The organism is Achromobacter sp. NPDC008082, from assembly GCF_042957345.1.
Lineage (GTDB): Bacteria > Pseudomonadota > Gammaproteobacteria > Burkholderiales > Burkholderiaceae_B > Achromobacter > Achromobacter kerstersii_A.
This window is the reverse complement of the sequence record NZ_JBIBIB010000005.1, coordinates 611197-632877: the sequence shown is the minus strand read 5'-3', so window position 1 is coordinate 632877 and position 21681 is coordinate 611197. Positions and strand designations below refer to the sequence as shown.

The following is a 21681-nucleotide window of genomic DNA, read 5'->3' as shown; positions in this document are numbered from 1 at the left end:
TGTGGCTCCCGTTATGGATCATTCTTGAATGGCGGACATCATCGTCCGGATGCGCCCGGAGATCAGCTGCATGGTGCTTTGGTAATGCAGCGTGTTATCGGCGAACTGCACGCGCTCGATATCCATGTCCACCGTGTTGCCGTCCATGCTGGGCTGGTACGGCAGGCGGTACAGCAGGTCGGTCGGGCCTTGCGACACGGCCTTGGCGGGGATGTGGCGGGCGGAGGTCAAGGTGAGCGAGGTGTCGGCCAGGCGCTTCGAGCCTTCCATGGCATTTTCCATCGCGGTCTTGAAATCAAAGTCGCGGGCCTTGTAGTTCGGCGTATCGGCGTTCGCGATGTTCGACGACAGCACTTCCTGGCGCTGCGCGCGCAGCGAGAGAGCCTGCTGGTAGAACCGGAAATCTTCGTTAAGCCTGTCTAGCATCGTGGCGCCTTCTTGCGTTGCAATTCGGATCGAGCACGGGATTCCGGACACACCGTTATCCCATTGGATGACGGAATCATAGGGGCCGGCGGTGAAACACAATCAGCCAAATAACCCGCCATTTCTCATCCAATTCACGTATTGCCAAGCGCCGCGGACTTCTACAATTCAGTCATCATGAAAATCTCCGCACGACTCCTCCGCGCGCGCGCAAGCCTCACCGCCGTGGCGCTCATGGCCTACGCCGGCGCAGCGCTGGCGCAGGACGCCGCCAGCCAGCCGCCCGAGGCGATCGTCATGGCGGCGCAAGGCTATCTGATGGATCAGCTGGCCGGTCTGGCCGGCCAGCCGTCGGTGGCGATCGACCCGCCGCGCACCGAGCGGCTGGCGCCGTGCGATGCGATGTCCCCATTTATGCCGTCCGGCATGAAACTGCGGTCGCGGATGACGGTGGGCGTGCGCTGCAACGCGCCCAAGCCCTGGACCACGTACGTCCAGGCCACCGTCAGCGTGCCCGGCTACTATTACGTCGCCTCGCGGATGATCTCGGCGGGCCAGGCGCTGACGCCGGATGACCTTTCCCCCCGCGACGGCGATCTGGTGTCGCTGCCGCCCGGCGCCATCACCGACCCGCAAACCGTCGTGGGCATGACGGCCGCCTACCGCATCAATGCGGGGCAGCCGGTGCGGGGCTCGTCGCTGCGCAATGCGCAGTCGGTCGTGCGCGGGTCGAACGTGCGCATCAACGCGCGCGGCAACGGTTTTGTCGTCAGCAGCGAAGGCCAGGCGATGGACAATGGCGCGCCAGGCGCGATCGTGCAGGTGCGCACCGCCAACGGCCAAGTGGTGAGCGGCGTGGTCCGCAACGCCGGGCTGGTTGAAATACAACTGTAGGTAGTGTTACAAATCGCGCAGCGCCAATGGGCGGACTGCCCTAAAGTTCCCGCCAGACCTGACGTTACAGAGACATAAGTAGGCGTATCCGTCGCAAACCGACCCAGGACGCCCTGCGGAGAAAACCTTGAAAATCAATTCGACCTCCAACCGGCCCCTCTCGGCCGACGCCGTTGGCCAACGCCCGGAATCCGCCGTTGCACAGGCGTATGGCGCCAGCAACGCGACGGGCTCCAGCAGCTCGCAAGTCGCGCTGAGCTCGGCGTCGCGCAAGATGCTGGCCTTGCAAGACGGATCGAACGACATCAACGTCGAGCGCGTGGCCGCCATTCGGGCCGCGATTGCCTCCGGCCAGCTGAAGATCGACACCGGCAAGATTGCTGACAGCCTGATCGCCAGCGCGCGCGATCTGCTGAAGTAATTCGGCTCAGTCCATCCCGTTCACCGCCCTACCGCCCTACGCCTTCAAAGCATGACCATGAATCCCGTCGACTCCCTCCAGGCCTGCATGCGGCAGGAAGATGCCCTGATCACCGAGTTTTCGGCCATCTTGGAAGAAGAGACCGAAGTTTTGGTCGGCCCGGGCAATGTCGGCGCGTTGCAGGCCATCACCGAGCGCAAGGGCCGTGTGGCCCAGCAATTGGTGGACTTGAGCGACACGCGCGACGGCCTGCTGTCTGAAATCGGACTGCCGATTGGGCACGCCGGCACGGAACAGGCGGCGGTGCTGCACCCCCAGTTGTCGGACACCTGGCAGGCGCTGCTGGCCAAGTCGGCCTCGGCCAACGAAATCAATATGCGCAATGGCGCGCTGATTGATGTGCATCTGCGCTATACCCAGCAGTCGCTGGACGCGCTGCGCAACATCAGCGGCGTGGGCGTGAACGCCACGTATGACGCAAGCGGCCGCGGCGCGCGCGGCGCACCGGGACGCAAGCCGATCGTGGCGGGCTGATTCCGCGGACGCACCGCCCTTACCCGGGAATAAAAAAGGCGACGCAATGCGTCGCCTTTTCTCTATGCGCGGGCCATCAAACGCTGCCCGTCATTTCCAGCATCGCGAACATTTTCAGAATGGCCACCGGCAACAGGCGGCCTGATAGCTTGCGCTCGGAGCCCATGATGCCCGACAAGGGGCCGCGCACCACGTCGGCCGCCGGCGAATGCGCCATCTGCCAGCAGGCCGCGGCCAGCTGGCCTGCCATCAGCGACTGGCGCGCCAAGGTGTGCGCGCCATCCACCGCGGGCAACGCCTGCCAGGCGCTGGCCAGATACCGGAAGCTTGCCTTGGCTTCGTCTTGCAGCACGAGCCAGCGCGCCACCGTCGCGGCGTCCGCCTGGGAGGCCGGCAAATTGGTCAGGCCGAACAACTGGCCGGCGATCTCGCCGCTGGCCGTGTCGATCAGGCGCGCGCAAACCAGACGCATCGTTGCGCTCTCGCCGCGGCCAGGCAAGGTGATTTCCGTGCCTGACGCCCAAAGCGCCAGCGCCACGCGCTTGCCCGCCGTCTCGCTGATCAAGCCCGGCATGTCGCCCGGCTGGCCCACCGGCAGATAGCCGACGCTCTTGCCCACCGCATTCAAATTCGTCGGACATTCATCCTGAATCACGCGCATGCCGCCGGGGCTGCGCGCCACCCACGACACACCCTGCCCGCTTAGCGATTGCCACAAGGCAGAGGTGCCCGCCTCCAGCATGTGCACCAGCGGCAAGCGCGGCAACTGCTCGCCCAGCCAGCGCACCCGCGCCTCCAGCGCCGGGCCGGCATCCGGCAAGCCGGGCGCAGCAGGCGCAAAGGAGGTCAGCATGCCGTGGGCCAGCGCCAGCTGCTGCGCCGGCGCCGCCAGCGCCACGCCGCGATCGCTCATCAGCAGCGAGCCCATCAGCGACCCCCCCGGCAGGCCATCGCCCTTCATGCTGGTCTTGCCATGCATCACCAGCAGATGGCGGTTGCTTTGAGCCGAGAATTCACGGCGCACCATCGCCAGCGGCTCGTCGCCCAGCGCGGCCAGGCTGGCGCCCGCGCCATCGCCGACATACTCGCGCCAGGACGCGCGCGCCTGCACGCAGGCGGGGTCGCTGTCCAGCATGGCGATCGTGTGATCCAGATTCTGGGCGGCGGTAATCGAGGCCGAACCGCCTTGCGGACGCAGAATCGCCGAGGCCAGCAGCTGGCGGCGGCGCGCCGGGTCGACGGCATCGGCATCCCGGGCCGATGGCATCAGCGACGCCAGATCGGCCTCGCTGGGCGTGTACAGCGCACGCGCGCGTTCCACCATGCTGAAAGCGCGGTCGATCAGCACGTCCGCGCGCGCCAGTTCCATGTGCTCCGGCACCTTCTGCCCAACCGACATGTAGTGGATGGGCAGCCGGTGGCGGATCGCCGTGTCCAGCGCCGCGCCCAGCCGGGTCGCTTCGTCCAGCTTGGTAATGATGCAACCGGCCACGTCCTCGCCCACGCCGTTGCGGTAGGCGTGCGCCACTTCGTCCAGCGTGTCGCCCTGGCTGGCGGCGTTCAGCACCAGCAGGCGGCGCACGGGCTTGCCGGCGTTGCACAGCATTGCGGCTTGCTCGGCCACCAGGCGGTCTCGCTGGCTGATGCCGGTGGTGTCGATCAGCACAATCTTGCGGTTGCCCAGTTCGGTCAGGATGCGGCGCAGCTCGCCGGCATCGCGCACCGAATGCGCGGGCACGCCCATCAGGCGGCCATAGATCTGCAACTGTTCCAACGCGCCGATCCGGAACAGGTCGGTCGTCAGCATCGCAACCTGATCACGGCCATCACGGGCCACGCAGCGGGCGGCCAGCTTGGCCAGTGTGGTGGTCTTGCCCACACCCGTGGGGCCAACCAGCGCATACACGCCGCCTGCCAGGAATTCGTCTTCGGAGGCGACGACGGGCAAGTGCGTCACGAGTTCATTGCGCGCCCAGGCTTGCGCGGCGTCGGCGGACATACCCTGCGGCAATCGATCCACCAGTGCGCGCACGAGCTTCGTGCTGAAGCCCGCGTCCAGCAAGCTACGGAACAAGGCGGCGGCGGCCGGTTCGCGAGCAGTGCCTTGGCGGCCGCCCCAGAGCAGGCCGTCCATGCGAGTTTCCAGCGCGCCGCGCAAGGCGCTGATGGCGTCTTGCAAGCCGGCGGCGGTATCGGTCGGCAGCGCGGCGGACGGCGCAGGCGGCGACTGCCGCAACGGCGCATCCGGCGTGCGAGCCATGGAAGGCGCGGGCGCGGAGGCGGATGCGGGCGCGGGAGCCGACGGAGCGGTATAGGCAGCCGGCGCGGCGGGCGCCATCCGGCCCGGCGCAGGCATGGCCGCGGGCGGCGGCGCGCTCACGGAAGGCCGAGCGGGCGGCAAGGCCGGCAGTTCAACCCGGGTTGCCGCGGCGGCAAGCGGGGAAAGTGCGGCGGGTGCAGCGTTATGGAAGGCAGCGGGCGACGGGGCGGCGGGCTGAGCAGTGGCGGGCTGAGCCGTAGCGGGCTGAACGATAGCGGGCTGAACAGCAGCCGACTGAAACGCCACGGGCGGCTTAGCCGGCTGGAGCGGCGCGGGATATCGGGTGGACTGCGGGGCGGATTGCAGCGCAGCGTCCTGCTCGTCAGCGCCCTCCTCTTCCGGCGACGCCGACGAGGCGTAGGCAGATTGGTAAGCGGCGATCGACCTGGACGGCGTCGAATAGCTGGTCTGCGGCATCGCGGCGGGCGCGGCAGGCGCGGCATAGGCGCGCTCCGCCGCAGCGGGGGTCGCATAAGAAGGCGCCCGCACGGAGGTCTGGGGCGCCATCGCAGGCACCATGGCCGGAGCCATGCCAGGCGCAGCCGGAGCCAAGCCAGGCGCAGCCGGAGCCATGGCAGGAGCTGGCGCCGCCTCGCGTTGCGGCGTTTCCGAGGCGGCGTCGTCGAACGCCCCTTCAACCGTCGCCAGCACTTCCACGCCGCCATCCACACTGCGGTTCGACACGATCAGCGCGTCCGGCCCCAGCACCTGGCGCACCTGGCGCATCACTTCACGGCTGTTGACGCCAAAAAAGCGGCTTATCTTCATTGCCCATTGCTCCCGCCAATCAGCGCGGTCACGCGGACCATGCGCTCATCGGGAATTTCCGTATTCGACAACACACCCAACTGCGGCAAGTGGTGGCGCAAGAAGCGCGACAGCGGCGCGCGCAAGACCGGCGACACCAGCAGCACCGGCGCGTTGCCCTGCGATTCCTGGCGCTCGACCGCCGCTTGCGTTTCGCGCAGCAACGTATCGGCCAGGCCCGGCTCCAGGCCGCCGCTGGTCGTCATGGCTTGCGACAGCACACGCTCCAGCTTCACATCCAGCCCAATCACCCGCAGCTCGCCCTCGCCCGGGAACCATTGCTGCGTGATCGCGCGGCCCAGCGAACGGCGGACCAGCATGATCAGCTCGTTGATATCGGGCTGCCCGCCCGAACCGGCGGCCTGCGCCGCCAGGCGCGGGCCGTGTTCGGACAGCGTATCGATGATGGTGCGCATGTCGCGGATCGGCACTTCTTCCGACAGCAAGCCTTGCAGCACCTTTTGCAGGGCGGTCAGAGACAGGGTCTTGGGCACCAGGTCCTCGACCAGCTTGGGCGCATCGCGGCCGATACGGTCCAGCAGTTGCTGCACTTCCTGGCGGCCCAACAGGTTCGAGCCGTGGCGGTGCATCAGATGATTCAGGTGGGTGGCGACAACAGTGCCAGCATCCACCACGGTGTAACCCGCCACTTGCGCCTGATCGCGCAAGCCCCCGTCGATCCACAACGCCGGCAGGCCGAACGCCGGGTCGGTGGTGGGCGTGCCTTTGATCTGCATGGTGACGCCGCCCGGGTCGATGGCCAGCCACTGGCCCGGCATCGCCACGCCATGGCCCACTTCCACGCCCGACAGCAGGATGCGGTAGTCGTTGGGCTTGAGCTCCAGGTTGTCGCGAATGTGCACCACCGGCGGCAAGAAGCCCACGTCCTGCGCGAACTTCTTGCGCAGGCTGCGAATGCGATGCAGCAGCTCGCCGTTCTGCGCATGGTCCACCAGCGGGATCAGCCGGTAGCCCACTTCCAGGCCCAGCTGATCCACCATGGACACGTCATCCCAACTGGCTTCGGCCGCGGCCGCCTGCGCTTGGGTGATCGCCTGCGGCGGCACCTCTTCGGCCGCTTGCGCCGCTTTCTGGCGCCGCTTGTTCAGCATCCATCCGCCCCAGGCCAGCGCGCCAGCCAGGGTCAGGAAGGCAATGTGCGGCATGTTGGGAATCAGGCCCATGATGCCGATGATGGCGGCCGTCAGGAACAGCACGGCCGGGTTCGAGAACAGCTGGCTGATGATCTGCTGGCCGATGTCCTGGTCGGTCGACACGCGCGACACCACCACACCCGCGGCGGTGGAGATCACCAGCGCCGGGATCTGCGCGACCAGGCCGTCACCGATGGTCAGCAGCGTATACACGCGGGCCGAATCGGCCATCGACATATCGTGCTGCGCCACACCGACGATCAGGCCGCCGATGATGTTGATCGCCATGATCAGCAGGCCGGCGATGGCGTCGCCGCGCACGAACTTGCTGGCGCCGTCCATCGAGCCGAAGAAGTCCGATTCCTGCGAGACTTCCGAACGGCGGCGGCGCGCTTCGTCTTCGCCAATCAGGCCGGCGTTCAAGTCCGCGTCAATGGCCATCTGCTTGCCGGGCATGGCGTCAAGGGTGAACCGCGCGCCCACTTCAGCGATACGGCCCGCACCCTTGGTGATGACGATGAAGTTGATGATGGTCAGGATCACGAACACGATAATCCCGACGGCAAAGTTGCCGCCCACCAGGAAGTGCCCGAAGGCCTCAATCACCTTACCGGCCGCATCCGGACCCGTGTGGCCGTTGAGCAGCACGACACGGGTGGACGCCACGTTCAGCGACAGGCGCAGCAAGGTGGCGAACAGCAGCACAGCCGGGAACGCGGCAAAGTCCAGCGGCTTGCGCGTGAACATGGCCACCAGCAGGATCATCACGGACAACGCGATGTTGAAGGTGAACAGCAAGTCCAGCAGGAAGGTGGGCAGGGGCAGCACCATCATGCCCAGCACCATCACGATCAAGATCGGACCCGCCAGAAGCCGCGCGTGGCCGGCTCCGCTACTCTTCAACATGGTGAGCAAAGCGCTCATTCCTTAGACTCCTTGTGCTGCGGTTGTTGCCTGCGGGTCCAGTGCGGCGGGCACGGCCAGTTTGGTCGGAGCTGTCGGTTCAGCCCCCCATCCCGAGCGCCACGAACGCAGCTGGAAAACCCACGCCAGCACTTCCGCCACCGCGGTATATAGCTCGGCCGGGATTTCTTGCCCCAGCTCGACGTGTTGATGCAATGCGCGCGCCAACGGCGGCGCTTCCAATGTGGGAATACGGTTCTCGGCGGCCAGCTCGCGGATTTTCGCCGCGATCAGGCCGGTGCCCTTGGCGATCACGCGCGGGGCGCCGTTTTTGTCTTCGTCATACTTCAGCGCCACCGCATAGTGCGTGGGGTTGGTCACCACCACGTCGGCCTTGGGCACTTCGGACATCATCCGGCGCCGCGCCGCCTGGCGCTGCTGCTGGCGGATGCGGGCCTTCACGTGCGGGTCGCCTTCGCTTTCCTTGTGTTCCTGGCGCACATCTTCCTTGGACATGCGCAGCTTTTTCAGGTGGCTCCAGATCTGCCATGGCACATCCAGCATCACGATGACCAGCAGCGACGCCACGATGAACGCGCAACACATCGCCACCAGCGACAGCGCCTTGATCAGCGCGGCCGACGGCGCCACGTGCATCAGGCCCAGCATGTCGTCGTGGTAACGCCAGATCACCCAAACGGCCACGCCGCCCACCAGCATGGCCTTGGCCAGCGCCTTGACCAGCTCCACCACCGTCTGCGACGAGAACATCCGCTTCAGACCGGAAAACAGGCTGAGCTTGGAAAAATTGGGCTGTAGCGGCTTGCCCGAAATCACGATGCCGCCCAGCAGCACGCTGGACAGAATGGCGATGACGACCAGCACGCCGAACACGGGCATCGTCGCCAGCAAAGCGTGGCCAAAGCCATCCACCGCCAGCTCCACCATCACGCCCGGGTCCGTCACAATGCGCTGGTCGAACGCCAGGCCGTTACGCAGCACGCCGCTCAAGCCCTGGTAGAGCGAGCCGCCGCCCATCCAGATCACGCCCACACCGGCGGCCAGCATCATGAACGTTCCCAATTCCCGGGAACGCGCAATCTGCCCCTCCTCGCGCGCCTTTTCCAGGCGCCTGGGAGAGGCGGCTTCGGATTTTTCGAGGTCGCTTTCTTCGGCCATGCTCTGCGGTGTAATTGCGGTTCGCGGATTTTGGGATCACGAACCACCCGCCGAGATTCTAGGAGGCCTGGGCGTTTGGCGATAAGCCAAGAAAAGGGGGGAAAGCGGTGCTATTCCCGGATGCGGGCAAAAGCGGGCTCCCCCTGCGGCCCGGCTGCGTCCAGCGCCGCCTGGAACCGCACGTAATCCAGGCCGATACGCACCGCGCCCCAATGCTCTGCCCCCACGTACAGGGGCACGGAAATATCGTTGATGATCTCGCCGGTGTCGCGCGAATAGGTCTGGAACAGCATCGCGCCGGTGTTGGCCGCCAGCCGCGCGCCCACCGGGTCATTGAACATCCGCTTGTGGCGCGACCGGGCGATGTCCTGCTTCGGGTCGCCCGTGGGCGGATGCGAATACTGGCTGTTGTGCGCGGGCGCGTAGCCGCGGCTGTCGACCAGCAAGGTGTAACTTCCGCCCGGCACGGCAGCCAGCACGCTGTCCAGCAACCGGGTCAGCGCGCCATCGATCACCCGGTCATAGCAGGTATGAAAGCGCGGCGGCTCGCTGCCCGGAATGCGCTGGTAGTGGCGGTCAAACACATCCACCCCTCTTTTGCGCGCATCTTGCAGCAACCCGCCGGCAGCGTCGCGAAAGTCGACCAGCAAGCCCGACAGCTGATCGAACGCCGTGTCGCCCGTGCGCATGTCGGCCAGCACTTCCTGCACGCTTTCGGTCTGGCGGCGAATGCGGTCGATCTCGCCTGACATCTGGCCCACGCGTTCCAGCACATCGGCGCTTAGCGCCGCAATGCGCCCCACTTCCTGGCTCATGCCGTGGTTGGTGGCGTCGACCTCGCCTATGGCCTGCACCACGTCGCCCACCTGCCGGTTCATGCTGTCGAAATCGCGCACAAAGCGCTCGAAATCCGAGCACGTGCGGTCCAGCACGTCACCCGACGCATCCACGTCGCTGCGCAGCGTGCCGGTCTGGCGCTGCGTGATTTCCACGAGCTCCAGCATGTCGCACGTATGGCGGCCGATGTCGGTGGTGGCCGCGTTGACCCGTTCGGCCAGCCGGCCCACTTCGCTTGCCACCACCGCAAAGCCGCGCCCCGCATCGCCGGCGCGCGCAGCTTCCACGCCCGCGTTCAGCGCCAGCAACTGCGTCTGTAACGCGATGTCCTTGATCAGCTTGCTGATATCGGCCACCGAGCGCGCGCCGACGGTTAGCTTGCCCACCACATCGGTGAAGGCGGCCATCTCGCGCGTCATGCGGTCCACGCGCATCTTCACGTCAGACAGCTCGGCCAGCGCCTGCTCGGCCGCTTGCAGGTTCTGGCCCGACATGGCCGAGATCTCGCGCGCGTGCGTCGAGGTGGACGCGGACAAGGTGGCGATCTGCGCCCCGCTATCGGCCAAGGCGCCCGCCGCACGCGCCTGCTCCTGCGCCAACTGCGAGCAGCGCCCGGCCTGGAACTGTGTGCGCGCCGCGTTCAGCGCAATTTCAATGCTGGAGCCGCGCACGGTCATGATGCGCCGGCGAATCTGCGCCAGAAACCGATGCAATGGAAATACTGCAGGGCTGATGGAGAGCGTGCGTTCCGAGAGCATGGCGTCGCCCCGGTTCAAACGGCGCAACAAGCCCCACATACCGCCTAGGCGGAATCCGGATCTGGCCATGGTAGACCTCCTTTTGCGGCCCGGTTCGCCTGCGTTGGGCGTCCGTGGCCAGGCGCGCATTGCGCGCGCCGTGTCTCCTGCGTTGCCCCTTTTTATTCTTATAAACGCGCCGCCAGAGGACATGCCTGGCGGCGCGGTCTTGCATCACTGCGGCACTGCAACGTCTTTAAAAGCCCAGGCTGGCCAGCAAATCGTCAACCTGATCCTGACTCGTCACCACATCCGTCTTGCCCTGCGGACTGATCTGCGGTCCGTTGAGCAGGCTGTTGGCTTCATCGCGGCGCTCTTGCGGCACGTTGTCCAGCAGCACTTGCAGCAGTTCGCGTTCAATCGCGCCCACCACATCCATCATGCGCATGATGACCTGGCCCGTCAGGTCCTGGAAATCCTGCGCCATGATGATTTCCATCAGCTTGGACTGCGTCTGCTGCGTCTGCTTGGGCACGTCCGCCAGGAAGGCGCGGGTGTCCTTGACCAGTTCGCGGGCTTCGGGCAATTCCAGCGGCTGGTCATACCATTGCTGCCAGCGCGTATCCAGCGCCTGCGCCGAGCGCGACATGCCGTCCTGGATCGGGCCAGCCTGCTCGGTCGCGTTCAGCACGCGGTTGGCGGCCTGTTCGGTCATCTGGGCGACATAGCGCAGGCGGTCGCGGGCATCCGGGATGGCGTTGGCGGCATCCTTGATGGCCTGATCCAGACCCAGCTCGCGCATGCTGTCGCGCAACATGCGCGTCAGCGACGCAATGCGGTGGATCAGGTCAGGGTTTTCCGCTGCGGGTTCAACGTGTTCCGTTGTGCTCATTGCACACCTCAGCCGGCAATTTTCTCGAAGATCTTGGTGAGCTTTTCTTCCAGCGTCGCCGCGGTGAAAGGCTTGACCACATAACCGTTGGCGCCGGCCTGGGCCGCGGCAACGATGTTTTCCTTCTTGGCTTCAGCCGTCACCATCAGCACGGGCAAGGAGGCCAGCGCCGCGTCGGCACGGATCTGCTTGAGCATTTCCAGGCCATCCAGGTTGGGCATGTTCCAGTCGGACACGACGAACTGGAAGCCGCCGTTGCGCAGCTTCTCCAGCCCGATCGCGCCGTCTTCGGCCTCATCCACGTTCTCGAAACCCAGCTCTTTGAGCAGGTTGCGGATGATTCGTCGCATGGTGGGGAAGTCATCCACCACCAGAATCTTTATGCCCTTGTCTACCATCTTTCACTCCAGAAAAAATTTGCTTGAGAACGATCGTGCAGCGTCCGCGTCAAACGCGGTGCCCACGGTCGCCCAGGCGAGTCAGAATGCGTTCGCTAATCGCCGACAGCGCAACCACTTCATCCGCGGCGCCAATGGCGATGGCCTCCCGGGGCATGCCGAAAACCACGCAGCTGGCTTCGTCCTGCGCAATGGTGTGCGCGCCCGCGCGGTGCATGGCCAGCATGCCGGCGGCGCCGTCCTTGCCCATGCCGGTCAAGATGACGCCGATGGCGTTCTTGCCTGCGGCCACGGCGGCGGAATTGAACAACACATCCACCGACGGGCGGTGGCGGTTGACGGGTTCGCTGGCTTCAAGCTCGATCACGTAGTTGGCGCCGCTGCGGCCCAGGCGCATGTGCGTGTCGCCGCCCGGCGCCAGATACACGTGGCCCGGCAGCACGCGGTCGCCGTGGACGGCTTCGCGCACCGTCACGGCGCACAGCGCATCCAGGCGTTGCGCGAACGAACGGGTGAAACCGGCAGGCATGTGCTGCGTAATCAGAATGGCCGGGCTGTCCGGCGGCAACGGCTGCAACACTTCGCGGATGGCTTCGGTGCCGCCGGTGGAGGCGCCCACGATCACCAGCTTTTCCGAGCTGGCCAGCGGCCGGCGCAGCATCGGCGCGGGTGCAGCTTGCGCCGCGTGCGGCGTAGGCGCGCGCAGCTTGGCGCGAGACGCGGCGCGGATCTTGTCGGCGATGAGTTCGGTGTATTCCAGCAGGCCGTCGCGGATGCCCAGCTTGGGCTTGGTCACGAAGTCGATCGCGCCCAGTTCCAGCGCGCGCAGCGTGATTTCACCGCCGCGTTCGGTCAGGGACGACACCATCACCACCGGCATCGGCCGCAGGCGCATCAGCTTTTCCAGGAAATCCAGCCCGTCCATGCGGGGCATTTCCACGTCCAGCGTCAGCACGTCGGGGTTATGGCGCTTGATGAGTTCGCGCGCAACCAGGGGATCGGGCGCGGTCGCCACCACTTCCATGTCCGGCTGGCTGTTGATGATTTCGGTCATCAGTCCGCGCACCAGCGCGGAGTCGTCTACACACAAAACGCTTATTTTTTTCATGGTGATGCCTTGGGCCGTCAGGCCTTACTCGCACATTCGTAGACTGTCTGCCCGCGCAGACGAAAATCCCGGCTGATGTAGGTGAAGTTCTCGGAGTGCCCCGCAAACAGCAGGCCGCCCGGTTTAAGCAGCGGCACGAAGCGCTCAAGAATCTTGGCCTGCGTCGGCTTGTCGAAATAGATCATGACGTTGCGGCAGAAAATCACGTCGAACTTTTCGTTGATCGCCCATGACGGCGCCAACAGGTTCAAAGTTTCATACCGCACCATGTCGGCGATCTCGGGGCGCACCCGCACCTGCCCCGCGTTCGCGCCGCGGCCTTTCAGGAAGAAGCGGCGCAGGCGCTCGTCTTCCATCTTCGCCACGCGCTCGGCCGGATACACGGCGGCGCGCGCGCGGTTCAGCACGTTGGTGTCGATGTCGGTGGCCAGCACCGTGGACGACGCCGCGCGCGGCCCCAGCGCTTCAACAAGCGTCATCGCAATCGAATACGGCTCTTCGCCCGTGGACGCCGCGCAGCACCAGACCGACACCGGGCCGCCGCGCTTTTGCGCAAAGTCCGCCAAGATCGGGAAGTGGTGCGACTCCCGGAAAAACGCCGTCAGGTTGGTCGTGAGTGCGTTGACGAAGTCTTCCCACTCCGGCGCGTCAGGCTCGTTTTCCAGCTGATCCAGATAGCTGCCGAAGTCCTGCCGGCCAAGGGCGCGCAGACGCCGCGCGAGACGGCTGTAGACCATTTCGCGCTTGTGCGTGCCCAGCGAAATGCCGGCGCGCGCGTGAATCATCTTGCGGACGCGGGAAAAGTCCGCGTCACGAAAATCGAATTGGCGGTCCACCGAAATGGACGGCGCCGAAGTTGCTGCAGTGGCCACTCGGTTCCTCAGTGCCCAAGCGCAAACGCGTCAGGCGCTTGCAAACGTGAGTCTTCATCGGGCGAACGCACCGAAGACAGGCGATGCGCCGGCACTTCGATGACTTCGCCCGCATTGATCTTGAACACCGCCACGGCTTCCGCCAGGCGTTGGGCTTGTTCTTGCAACGAACCCGCTGCGGCCGCCGCTTCTTCCACCAGAGCGGCGTTCTGCTGCGTGACTTCGTCCATCTGCGACACCGCGCGGTTCACTTGGTCGATACCGCTGGACTGCTCTTCGGACGCCGCCGAGATTTCGCCCATGATGTCGGTCACGCGTTTGACGGATGCCACGATCTCTTGCATCGTCGCGCCCGCACGTTCCACCTGCTGCGAACCCGCGCCCACCTTGGTCACCGAGTCTTCGATCAAACCCTTGATTTCCTTGGCGGCCTGCGCGCTGCGCTGCGCCAGCGAGCGCACCTCGCCCGCCACCACCGCAAAACCCTTGCCCTGCTCGCCCGCACGCGCGGCTTCCACCGCCGCGTTCAGCGCCAGGATGTTGGTCTGGAACGCGATGCCGTCGATGACGGAAACGATCTCCGAGATCTTGCGCGAGCTGGCCGAAATGTCGTGCATGGTGTTGACCACTTCCGACACCGCGGAACCGCCCCGCTCGGCCACGTCCGACGCACTCGCCGCCAACTGATTGGCCTGGCGCGCGTTGTCGGCGTTCTGCTTCACGGTGGACGCCAGTTCTTCCATCGACGCCGCGGTTTCCTCAAGCGACGCCGCCTGCTGTTCGGTACGGCTGGACAAGTCCGTGTTGCCTGCCGCAATTTCGTGCGAGCCCACGTTGATCTCGTCCACGCCGCGGCGCACGGTCGCCACGGTGCGCGTCAGGCTTTCCTGCATGCGCTTGAGCGCGGCGAACAGCTGGCCGATCTCGTTCGTGTTGCGCACGTCAACGCGCGCCGTCAGGTCGCCGCCCGCGATGCGGTCAAAGTGATGGCCGGCTTCCTTCAACGGCAGCAACACGCGGCGGCGCAGGAAGACATAGGTGGCGAACACCAGCAGCGCGGCGATCACACCGCCCGCGCCCACGGCGATCAACACAAATTGGTAGCGCACCTGCGCCACTTCGTGCGCATCCAGCATTCTGCTGGCGCGCCAGAAATCAAAGCTTTCGACGGCGCGGGCAAAGCGCCCTTCCAGCGCGTCCTGCACCGTTTGCACCTGCTTCTGGTAGGCCGGCATGTCGGCCTTTTCCAGCGCGGCGACAAGCGGCGTCAAGCCTTGCTGTTGAAGCGCTGCGTAGGACGCTTCGATTTCCTTCAGCGACTCGGCCGCCTCAGGCGGCTGCGGCAGGGTCTTGTAGTACTCGAACTCCGCCTGGCCTTTATTCATGGACGCTTTGGCGCGTTCAAGCAGACCTGTGGCTTCCGAGGACAGCCCCTGGGTCAGCAAGGTGGCTTGACCCACGTTGCCGACGATGTCCGCATAGTTGGCGCTGGCGGTCCGGCTCAGGCCATTCATGGTGTCCTTGTAGCTGTTCACCACGCGGCCGACGGCGTCGTCCAGTTCCTGCGATTGCTTGATTTCGGCGAGGGTCCCGTTGCTGATGCGCAAAGACAACACGCCAAGCGCCGCCCCGATCACCAACATGAATGAGAAGAACGCCAGCACCCACAACAGGCTGCTGCGTATCGTCATGTTCGCGAAAAACTTGCGCATCACAGAACCATCCCTTGACTGCAATCGTTAAAGGAAAGCGCCACATCGGATTCAATATGGCGCCTCTACCCTGCTATCCGGCCGGATTCCGATCAGGAAGCGACCTTCTCCACCAGCGCCATTTCATCGCTGGTCATCATCTTTTCGATGTCCACCAGGATCAGCATGCGCTCATCCACCGTACCCAGACCCGTCAGGTATTCGGTGGACAGCGTGGCGCCGAATTCCGGCGCCGGACGAATCTGGCCGGCGTTCAGCATCAGCACGTCCGACACGCCGTCAACCACGATGCCGACCACGCGGCGATCCAGGTTGAGGATGATGACAACGGTTTGCTCGTTGTAGTCAACGCGGCCCAGGTTGAACTTGATGCGCAGGTCCACGATCGGAACGATGATGCCGCGCAGGTTCGTCACGCCCTTGATAAAGGGCGGAACATTGGCGATGCGGGTCACCGTGTCGGCGTCGTAGCCGCGGATTTCCTGCACTTTCAGGATGTCGATGCCGTACTCTTCATCGCCCAGCGTGAAGACCAGGAATTCGCTGCCGACATCTTCGTTGCGCGCGGATTGCGCTTGCGGTTTGGCTGCCATGATTTTTTAGTGCTCCATCAATTCAAAATGGCTTCGGGCTGCGACCAACGTTCACGGTTGGCGCGCGCAAGCGCAAATACGTCGACAATCAGCGCCACGCTGCCATCGCCCAGGATGGTGGCGGCCGAGATGCCGGGAACCTTGCGGTAATTCGACTCGAGATTCTTCACGACCACCTGGTGCTGCCCAATCAGGTGATCCACCAATAGCGCAAAGCGGCGGTCTTCGGCCTGCATGATGACCGCGATGGCCTGCGTCGGGTCCGTCTGCGCTTCGTGCACCGAGAACACGCGGTGCATCTCGACCAGCGGCAGGTATTCGCCGCGCACATGCATCACGCGTTCGTTGCCGGCCACCGAGTAGATCTGGTCGTTGGTGGGCTGAAGCGATTCCGTCACATGGTTCAGCGGCAGGATGAAGGTTTCTTCACCCACGCGCACCGACATGCCATCCAGAATGGCCAGCGTCAGCGGCAGCACGATGCGCGTCGTGGTGCCGTTGCCCGGCTCGCACGACAGCTGCACGTGGCCGCCCATGTCTTGAATGTTCCGGCGCACGACGTCCATACCGACGCCACGGCCGGAAATGTCCGTGACCTTTTCCGCCGTGGAAAAACCCGGCGCAAAAATCAGCTGCCAGATTTCGTCATCAGGCGAATTCTCGTTGACGGCCAGGCCTTGCGCCATCGCCTTCTTCAGAATTTTTTCGCGGCTCAAGCCGCCGCCATCGTCGCTGACTTCAATGACGATGTTGCCGCCATTGTGCTGTGCGGACAGCACCAGCTGGCCCACGGGGTCCTTGCCTGCCGCGATGCGCTTTTCAGGCGTTTCGATGCCGTGGTCCAGGCTGTTGCGCACCAAGTGCGTCAGCGGGTCGATGATGCGTTCGATCAGGCTCTTGTCCAGCTCGGTCGCGCGGCCATAGGTTTGCAGTTCGATCTGCTTGCCCATCTTGCCGGCAATGTCGCGCACCAGGCGGGGGAAGCGGCTGAACACGTAGTCCATCGGCATCATGCGGATCGACATCACCGCTTCCTGGAGGTCGCGGGCGTTGCGTTCCAGCTGTTCCATGCCGTTCAACAGGCGGTCGTGCAGCACCGGGTCCAGCGTGGACGCCGTTTGCGCCAGCATGGCTTGCGTGATGACCAGTTCGCCCACCAGGTTGATCACCTGGTCCACCTTTTCCACGCCCACACGAATCGACGTGGATTCCTTGTCGGCATGGGCAGGCGCAGCGGGACGTGCGCGGGCCGCGGCCTGGGTGATGGCTTCGGCTGCGGCGGCGGACTCGGCCACCACCGGCGCCGCTGCGGGCGCCGCTACGGGGGCCGGCTCGGCTGCGGCAACGGGTGCTGCGGGAGCGGGTGCGGGCGCCGCCTCGGCGGCAGCCGCTGCGGCCGGGCTGGCCGGCGCGGCTTCGCGCGTGATGCTCAACTGGTCGCCGTCAACGATGAAGCAGCAAACCGCTTCGATGTCGTCCGGCGTGCAGGTGCTGTCCACCCACACGGTCAGCACGCCATCGGCGCGTTCGCTTGCGCGGACGTTGCCCAGGTTGCCCATTTCTTCGAGCAGGGACGCGGCGTCCTTGTCCGACACCTTGGTGATCTTGACCTTCAGCGGCAGGTTGCCAGCCGCGGCATCCGCCACGGGCGCAGCCTGCTGCACAGGTTCGGGCGCAGCGATGGGAGCCGGTGCCGGTGCGGGAGCCGGCGCCGCTGCCACGGGTGCGGGCGCTGCCGCAGGCGCCGCGGCGGCGGGGTCCTTATGCTCTAGCGCCAGCTGCCGCAACACGGCGCAGATACGCTCAAACACGGCTTCATCGGGCTCTTCGGAGGCCCGATAGGCATCCAGTTGGCTTTTGAGCACGTCTTTCGTTTCCAAGAAAATATCAATCATGTCCGTGCGCAGCGCCATTTCGCCGCGACGGATTGCGTCCAGAAGGTTTTCAAGCAGGTGGGTAGTACCCGCCAACTGCGTGAAACAGCCGAATGTCGCCGCCCCACCCTTGATCGAGTGGGCCGCGCGGAAGATGGCGTTGAGCTGTTCGATGTCGGGCGCGCCCACATCGAGCTCAAGCAGCAACTGCTCCATCTGCGCGAGCAGCTCATCCGCCTCATCGAAAAAGGTCTCGTAAAACTGACTGAGGTCCAAACCAGAACTCATGACCCGTACGCCTTCATAAATGAACCTGCTTTACGCGCCGGCCTGCTCATCGAGCAGTTCGGTCGCCAATTCCACCAGCACATCAGGGTCGACCGGCTTGGACAGCCAGCCACAAACGCCCAGATCCCGAGCGGCCATCTTGCTATCCACGTCGTCTTCGGTGGTCAGCACCAGCACCGGCACGTCCAGGTACTGGTCCATTTCACGCAAGCCCTGAATCAGCTCCAGGCCGCCTTTGACCGGCATGTTCCAGTCACTGACGACCAGGTCCACCGGGTGGCTCTTGGCCACGTCCAGCGCTTCCTGGCCATTGCCGGCCGTCAATACTTTCCATCCCGCGCCCGTCAGCGTCGCCTGCACGATCATTCGCATCGTCGCCGAATCGTCCGCCACCAGAATCGTTGCCGCCATTGCTATCGAACCCCTTCAGCTTGCGGCGCAGAGGCCGCGTCGCCTGGTTTGGTTGCCGTCGCGGCCTGGGCGGCGGCTTGCACCGCCTCTACGGCCGTCCCCACCTCGCGGGCATCTTTCGCGCTGACGTCCGCTGCCGCGGCGTTCTCGTTTTCGATGCGCTTCTGGGTGTTCATATTGAGCACCACGAGGCTGATACGTCTATTAACGGCTGCGTACGGATCATCTTTAACCAGACTCATGCTGGAAGACAGACCCTGGATGCGCATGACCTTGCTTTCGTTCATGCCGCCCGCCACCAATTCCTGGCGCGACGCGTTGGCGCGGTCGGCGGACAGCTCCCAATTGCTGTAGGCGCGTTCGCCGCGCGCGTACTGCGACGCGTCGGTGTGGCCCGAGATACTGACCTTGTTGGGCAGCTCGTTCAGCACCGGTCCCAGTTCACGCAGGATGTCGCGCATGTACGGCTGCACTTCCGCGCGGCCGGTGGCGAACATCGGACGGTTCTGGTTGTCGATGATCTGAATGCGCAGGCCTTCGGTCGTCAGGTCAATCAGCATCTGCGGCCTGAAACTCTTCAGGACAGGGCTGGTCTCAATGACGTTTTCAAGGCGCTTTTTCAGGTTTTCCAGGCGGTGCTGTTCGCGGCGCTCGGCGTCGCCCATCGGCTGCGACTCGACCCGGTTGCCCTGGCCGCGGCGCACATCGCCCTCGCTGCGCAAGGGGTCGCGGCCGCCGCCTGGCACCGCGCTGGTTTCGGCGGAGCTGCTGGGTCCGCCCGTAATGGCCACGCGCAACGGCATGCGGAAATATTCCGCGATGCCCTTGAGTTCTTCGCGCGGCACGATGCTGATCAGCCACATCACCAGAAAGAACGCCATCATCGCCGTGATGAAGTCGGCGTAAGCGATCTTCCAGCTGCCCCCGTGGTGTCCGCCGCCCTTGACCTTCTTGCGGCGAATCACCACACGGTGGTTGTTTACCGTGCTCATGGCCCGCTCCGTCAGGCCTTGCCGGTCGACTTGGTTTGCCGGACGTGCTCTTCCAGCTCACCGAACGTCGGACGCACGGACGAGAACAGCACCTTGCGGCCAAATTCCACCGCCAGTTGCGGCGGGTAGCCGTTCATGCTTGCCAAGAGCGTGGTCTTGATGCATTCCAGCACTTTCATGGCTTCGTCGGTGCGGCGCTCAACGCGCGAGGCCAGCGGCCCCACAAAACCATAGGCCAGCAAAATACCCAGGAAGGTGCCGACCATGGCCTTGGAGATCAGGTCGCCCAGAATCGCGGGCGGCTGGTCCACGGCGGCCAGCGCCTTGATCACGCCCAGCACCGCGGCCACGATACCGAATGCCGGCAGGCCGTCGGCCATCTGCTGCAACGCGTGCGCAGGCACTTCGCGCTCGTGGCGGTAGGTTTCGATTTCCTCGTCCATGAGCGTTTCGATTTCAAACGAGCTCATGTTGCCGCTGATCATGATGCGCAGGTAGTCCGTAATGAACTCCATGAGCTTCGCGTCTTTGGCGATGCGGGGATATTCGCTGAAGATCGGGCTGGAGGCCGGGTCTTCAATATGCGATTCGATGGCCATCAGGCCTTCACGGCGCGCTTTGTTCAGCAACACATACAGCAGAGCCATCAGCTCCATGTACACGTCTTTGCTGTAGCGCGAGCTCTTTAGCGCGTCGGGCAACGCTTTCTTCACCAGCATCAGCGACTTCTTGCTGTTGCCGGCCAGGAAGGCGCCGAACGCCGCCCCGAAGATCAGCGTTAGCTCAAAGGGCTGGTAAAGCGCGCCCAAGTGGCCGCCCAGCGCTATGAAGCTGCCGACGACCGACACGATCACCACGAGAAAACCGATAACAATCAACACATCAGGCCCCTGCCAACGAAGTCTAAAACTGGCGTCAATGATCCCCTGTTCCCCCCGACCCAAAAAGGCGGGTTACGGGGAGTTTTCCAGGGCTTTTGATGTATTTGGACGCGGGAGGTCAAGGACGCGCGGCGTCGACGGCGGGCGCCGGGCGGTTGCCCGCACGTGCTTTTGCCGCGGCGCGCGTCTTGCCGGCGCGAGGTGGCGGCCGGCAAATGGCGCACACAAAATCCGATTGCGGATCGTGAGCGTGGGCGATGAAATGGCCGCCGCACTGGCGGCAGGCGGACAGCTGGAGCATGCCGCTGTCAAAGAAACGCACCAGCATCCAGGCGCGGGTAAAGCTCAGGACGGGCTCGGCGTTTTCCGCCGTGTCCAGGCCGGCGTTCTCCAGATAAAGGCGATACGCATCGATGATGGCGCGGATGCCTTTGCTGCTGGTGCGCGCATTCAAAAACGAATACACGTTGTAGAACAGCGACGAATGAATATTCGGCAGCCAGGTCATGAACCAGTCAACCGAGAAAGGCAGCATGCCCTTGGGTGGCGAGCAACCGCGGATTTCCCGGTACAAGCGTGCAAGGCGGTCATGGCTGAGGGCGGTTTCCGCCTCGAGCACTTGCAAACGAGCTCCTAGGGTAATCATGGAGCTGGCAAGCAGGATATCGTCCGCTTCCTGAGATACGCTTTTGGAGGCCATTACACGTTCCGTTTGGGGAGTCGAGTGGCGGTCAGGCCAGTTCTTCTACAGGTTGCTTGGCCAGCAGGATCGTTGCATGGGCTTGTTGCAGCGCACCACCCAGAACGTCATGGGTCAGCGCCGACAACAGGCTGTAATCATCAAAACGGAAGCGGCACAGCAGCGAACTGGAGCTGGCCAGTTTCACCAGTTGTGCCGGCGACAGTCGCATCAGGATGTCAGCAACTTCATTGCTGAACCCCAGACGGAACATCGACGCAGCATAGTCATCACGCAACATTCGTTGCGCAAGTAACAGATATGACAGATTCACTTCACGAATGTCTGCCAGCAAAGAATTTTCGACTTGTTGCACGCCCTACTCCCTATCCCTGATCCCACCCACGGGGCTTGATATCCAAAAGCGTCGGCAACCTACGGTTACCTGACTGCTGCTGCATCCTGTTTTAATGCGAAATGTATCATTTGTTCGCAATTTAAGTAAAATTTACCACAGGTGATGTCATTTTCTATGACTTATATGACAAATCTTTGTTGATATTGCGCAACTTGTGAAAATAGACACACCTTGACATAGAAATCGGTGACGAATTTACGTCAATTTGGCAAATAAGCATTCAAAACATTGCGTACTTCGGGGAATGAAATGTTGTGCAGTGCCGACAATGGCACCTTGACGATCACCTGATTGCTAGCTTTAGTGCAGCCGCGCGTTTGTCGACAATGTCGCAAATTGACAACGACCGAC

General features: G+C 64.1%; 20 protein-coding genes. 3 read left to right on the top strand and 17 right to left on the bottom strand.

Going from position 1 to position 21681, the window contains the following annotated elements:
- Positions 1-18: 18 nt before the first annotated feature.
- Positions 19-426, bottom strand: a complete 408-nt coding sequence (gene flgB, locus ACFZAI_RS22770; protein WP_391569030.1) for a flagellar basal body rod protein FlgB — start codon at positions 424-426, stop codon at positions 19-21.
- A gap of 177 nt (positions 427-603) precedes the next feature.
- On the opposite strand from flgB, the gene flgA reads away from it, so the two are divergent.
- The 3 genes from flgA to ACFZAI_RS22755 all read left to right on the top strand — a co-directional run bounded on the left by flgA (position 604) and on the right by ACFZAI_RS22755 (position 2275).
- Positions 604-1320, top strand: a complete 717-nt coding sequence (flgA, locus tag ACFZAI_RS22765) for a flagellar basal body P-ring formation chaperone FlgA (RefSeq protein ID WP_391569029.1) — start codon at positions 604-606, stop codon at positions 1318-1320.
- A 127-nt stretch (positions 1321-1447) separates the two neighbouring features.
- Positions 1448-1741 carry a flagellar biosynthesis anti-sigma factor FlgM gene (gene flgM, locus ACFZAI_RS22760; protein WP_391569028.1) on the top strand — a complete coding sequence of 98 codons (294 nt, stop codon included), beginning with the start codon at positions 1448-1450 and terminating at the stop codon, positions 1739-1741.
- A gap of 57 nt (positions 1742-1798) precedes the next feature.
- On the top strand, positions 1799-2275 hold the full coding sequence (locus ACFZAI_RS22755) for a flagella synthesis protein FlgN (protein ID WP_391569196.1): 477 nt from the start codon (positions 1799-1801) through the stop codon (positions 2273-2275).
- Between the two features lie 76 nt (positions 2276-2351).
- On the opposite strand, the gene flhF is transcribed toward ACFZAI_RS22755, so the two are convergent.
- The 16 genes from flhF to flhD all read right to left on the bottom strand — a co-directional run bounded on the left by flhF (position 2352) and on the right by flhD (position 21288).
- Positions 2352-5363, bottom strand: coding sequence for a flagellar biosynthesis protein FlhF (gene flhF, locus ACFZAI_RS22750; protein ID WP_391569027.1), 3012 nt, complete (start codon positions 5361-5363; stop codon positions 2352-2354).
- Positions 5360-7480, bottom strand: a complete 2121-nt coding sequence (gene flhA, locus ACFZAI_RS22745; RefSeq protein ID WP_391569026.1) for a flagellar biosynthesis protein FlhA — start codon at positions 7478-7480, stop codon at positions 5360-5362. Before flhA ends, flhF begins: the two co-directional genes overlap by 4 nt.
- A 3-nt stretch (positions 7481-7483) precedes the next feature.
- Positions 7484-8638, bottom strand: coding sequence for a flagellar biosynthesis protein FlhB (flhB, locus tag ACFZAI_RS22740; protein WP_391569025.1), 1155 nt, complete (start codon positions 8636-8638; stop codon positions 7484-7486).
- A gap of 110 nt (positions 8639-8748) precedes the next feature.
- Entirely contained in the window at positions 8749-10302 is a 1554-nt protein-coding gene (locus ACFZAI_RS22735) for a methyl-accepting chemotaxis protein (RefSeq protein ID WP_391569024.1), read from the bottom strand.
- A 166-nt stretch (positions 10303-10468) separates the two neighbouring features.
- Entirely contained in the window at positions 10469-11104 is a 636-nt protein-coding gene (cheZ, locus tag ACFZAI_RS22730; RefSeq protein ID WP_054425969.1) for a protein phosphatase CheZ, read from the bottom strand.
- A gap of 8 nt (positions 11105-11112) precedes the next feature.
- On the bottom strand, positions 11113-11502 hold the full coding sequence (gene cheY / locus ACFZAI_RS22725; RefSeq protein WP_054425971.1) for a chemotaxis response regulator CheY: 390 nt from the start codon (positions 11500-11502) through the stop codon (positions 11113-11115).
- Positions 11503-11551: 49 nt separating this feature from the next.
- On the bottom strand, positions 11552-12610 hold the full coding sequence (locus tag ACFZAI_RS22720) for a chemotaxis response regulator protein-glutamate methylesterase (protein WP_391569023.1): 1059 nt from the start codon (positions 12608-12610) through the stop codon (positions 11552-11554).
- Positions 12611-12627: 17 nt separating this feature from the next.
- Positions 12628-13482 (bottom strand): CheR family methyltransferase, encoded by an 855-nt coding sequence (locus tag ACFZAI_RS22715; protein ID WP_391569022.1) that lies wholly within the window; start codon positions 13480-13482, stop codon positions 12628-12630.
- An 8-nt stretch (positions 13483-13490) separates the two neighbouring features.
- Positions 13491-15194 (bottom strand): methyl-accepting chemotaxis protein, encoded by a 1704-nt coding sequence (locus tag ACFZAI_RS22710; protein ID WP_391569021.1) that lies wholly within the window; start codon positions 15192-15194, stop codon positions 13491-13493.
- 92 nt (positions 15195-15286) lie between these two features.
- Positions 15287-15787, bottom strand: coding sequence for a chemotaxis protein CheW (gene cheW / locus ACFZAI_RS22705; protein ID WP_054425975.1), 501 nt, complete (start codon positions 15785-15787; stop codon positions 15287-15289).
- Between the two features lie 17 nt (positions 15788-15804).
- Positions 15805-17949 (bottom strand): chemotaxis protein CheA, encoded by a 2145-nt coding sequence (gene cheA, locus ACFZAI_RS22700; RefSeq protein ID WP_391569020.1) that lies wholly within the window; start codon positions 17947-17949, stop codon positions 15805-15807.
- A gap of 30 nt (positions 17950-17979) precedes the next feature.
- A complete protein-coding gene (locus tag ACFZAI_RS22695; protein WP_054425979.1) occupies positions 17980-18360 on the bottom strand; it encodes a response regulator in 381 nt (126 codons plus the stop codon).
- Between the two features lie 2 nt (positions 18361-18362).
- The gene (motB, locus tag ACFZAI_RS22690) at positions 18363-19352 is read right to left on the bottom strand and encodes a flagellar motor protein MotB (RefSeq protein WP_391569019.1); all 990 of its coding nucleotides are present in this window, start codon (positions 19350-19352) and stop codon (positions 18363-18365) included.
- An 11-nt stretch (positions 19353-19363) separates the two neighbouring features.
- Positions 19364-20233 carry a flagellar motor stator protein MotA gene (gene motA / locus ACFZAI_RS22685; protein WP_391569018.1) on the bottom strand — a complete coding sequence of 290 codons (870 nt, stop codon included), beginning with the start codon at positions 20231-20233 and terminating at the stop codon, positions 19364-19366.
- 118 nt (positions 20234-20351) lie between these two features.
- Complete coding sequence (gene flhC, locus ACFZAI_RS22680; protein WP_391569017.1) at positions 20352-20933, bottom strand: flagellar transcriptional regulator FlhC; 582 nt, start codon at positions 20931-20933, stop codon at positions 20352-20354.
- A 31-nt stretch (positions 20934-20964) separates the two neighbouring features.
- Positions 20965-21288 (bottom strand): flagellar transcriptional regulator FlhD, encoded by a 324-nt coding sequence (flhD, locus tag ACFZAI_RS22675; protein WP_006219025.1) that lies wholly within the window; start codon positions 21286-21288, stop codon positions 20965-20967.
- Positions 21289-21681 lie beyond the last annotated feature (393 nt).

What these genes read in the sequence shown, in the direction of transcription:
- ACFZAI_RS22710 (WP_391569021.1), bottom strand. Translation starts at nt 15,194, where the DNA reads ATGCGCAAGTTTTTCGCGAACATGACGATACGCAGCAGCCTGTTGTGG.
- cheW (WP_054425975.1), bottom strand. Translation starts at nt 15,787, where the DNA reads ATGGCAGCCAAACCGCAAGCGCAATCCGCGCGCAACGAAGATGTCGGC.
- motB (WP_391569019.1), bottom strand. Translation starts at nt 19,352, where the DNA reads ATGAGCACGGTAAACAACCACCGTGTGGTGATTCGCCGCAAGAAGGTC.
- flgB (WP_391569030.1), bottom strand. Translation starts at nt 426, where the DNA reads ATGCTAGACAGGCTTAACGAAGATTTCCGGTTCTACCAGCAGGCTCTC.
- flhC (WP_391569017.1), bottom strand. Translation starts at nt 20,933, where the DNA reads ATGGCCTCCAAAAGCGTATCTCAGGAAGCGGACGATATCCTGCTTGCC.
- cheZ (WP_054425969.1), bottom strand. Translation starts at nt 11,104, where the DNA reads ATGAGCACAACGGAACACGTTGAACCCGCAGCGGAAAACCCTGACCTG.
- flhF (WP_391569027.1), bottom strand. Translation starts at nt 5,363, where the DNA reads ATGAAGATAAGCCGCTTTTTTGGCGTCAACAGCCGTGAAGTGATGCGC.
- flgA (WP_391569029.1), top strand. Translation starts at nt 604, where the DNA reads ATGAAAATCTCCGCACGACTCCTCCGCGCGCGCGCAAGCCTCACCGCC.
- ACFZAI_RS22735 (WP_391569024.1), bottom strand. Translation starts at nt 10,302, where the DNA reads ATGGCCAGATCCGGATTCCGCCTAGGCGGTATGTGGGGCTTGTTGCGC.
- ACFZAI_RS22695 (WP_054425979.1), bottom strand. Translation starts at nt 18,360, where the DNA reads ATGGCGGCAACGATTCTGGTGGCGGACGATTCGGCGACGATGCGAATG.
- flhB (WP_391569025.1), bottom strand. Translation starts at nt 8,638, where the DNA reads ATGGCCGAAGAAAGCGACCTCGAAAAATCCGAAGCCGCCTCTCCCAGG.
- flhA (WP_391569026.1), bottom strand. Translation starts at nt 7,480, where the DNA reads ATGAGCGCTTTGCTCACCATGTTGAAGAGTAGCGGAGCCGGCCACGCG.
- cheA (WP_391569020.1), bottom strand. Translation starts at nt 17,949, where the DNA reads ATGAGTTCTGGTTTGGACCTCAGTCAGTTTTACGAGACCTTTTTCGAT.
- ACFZAI_RS22755 (WP_391569196.1), top strand. Translation starts at nt 1,799, where the DNA reads ATGAATCCCGTCGACTCCCTCCAGGCCTGCATGCGGCAGGAAGATGCC.
- cheY (WP_054425971.1), bottom strand. Translation starts at nt 11,502, where the DNA reads ATGGTAGACAAGGGCATAAAGATTCTGGTGGTGGATGACTTCCCCACC.
- ACFZAI_RS22720 (WP_391569023.1), bottom strand. Translation starts at nt 12,610, where the DNA reads ATGAAAAAAATAAGCGTTTTGTGTGTAGACGACTCCGCGCTGGTGCGC.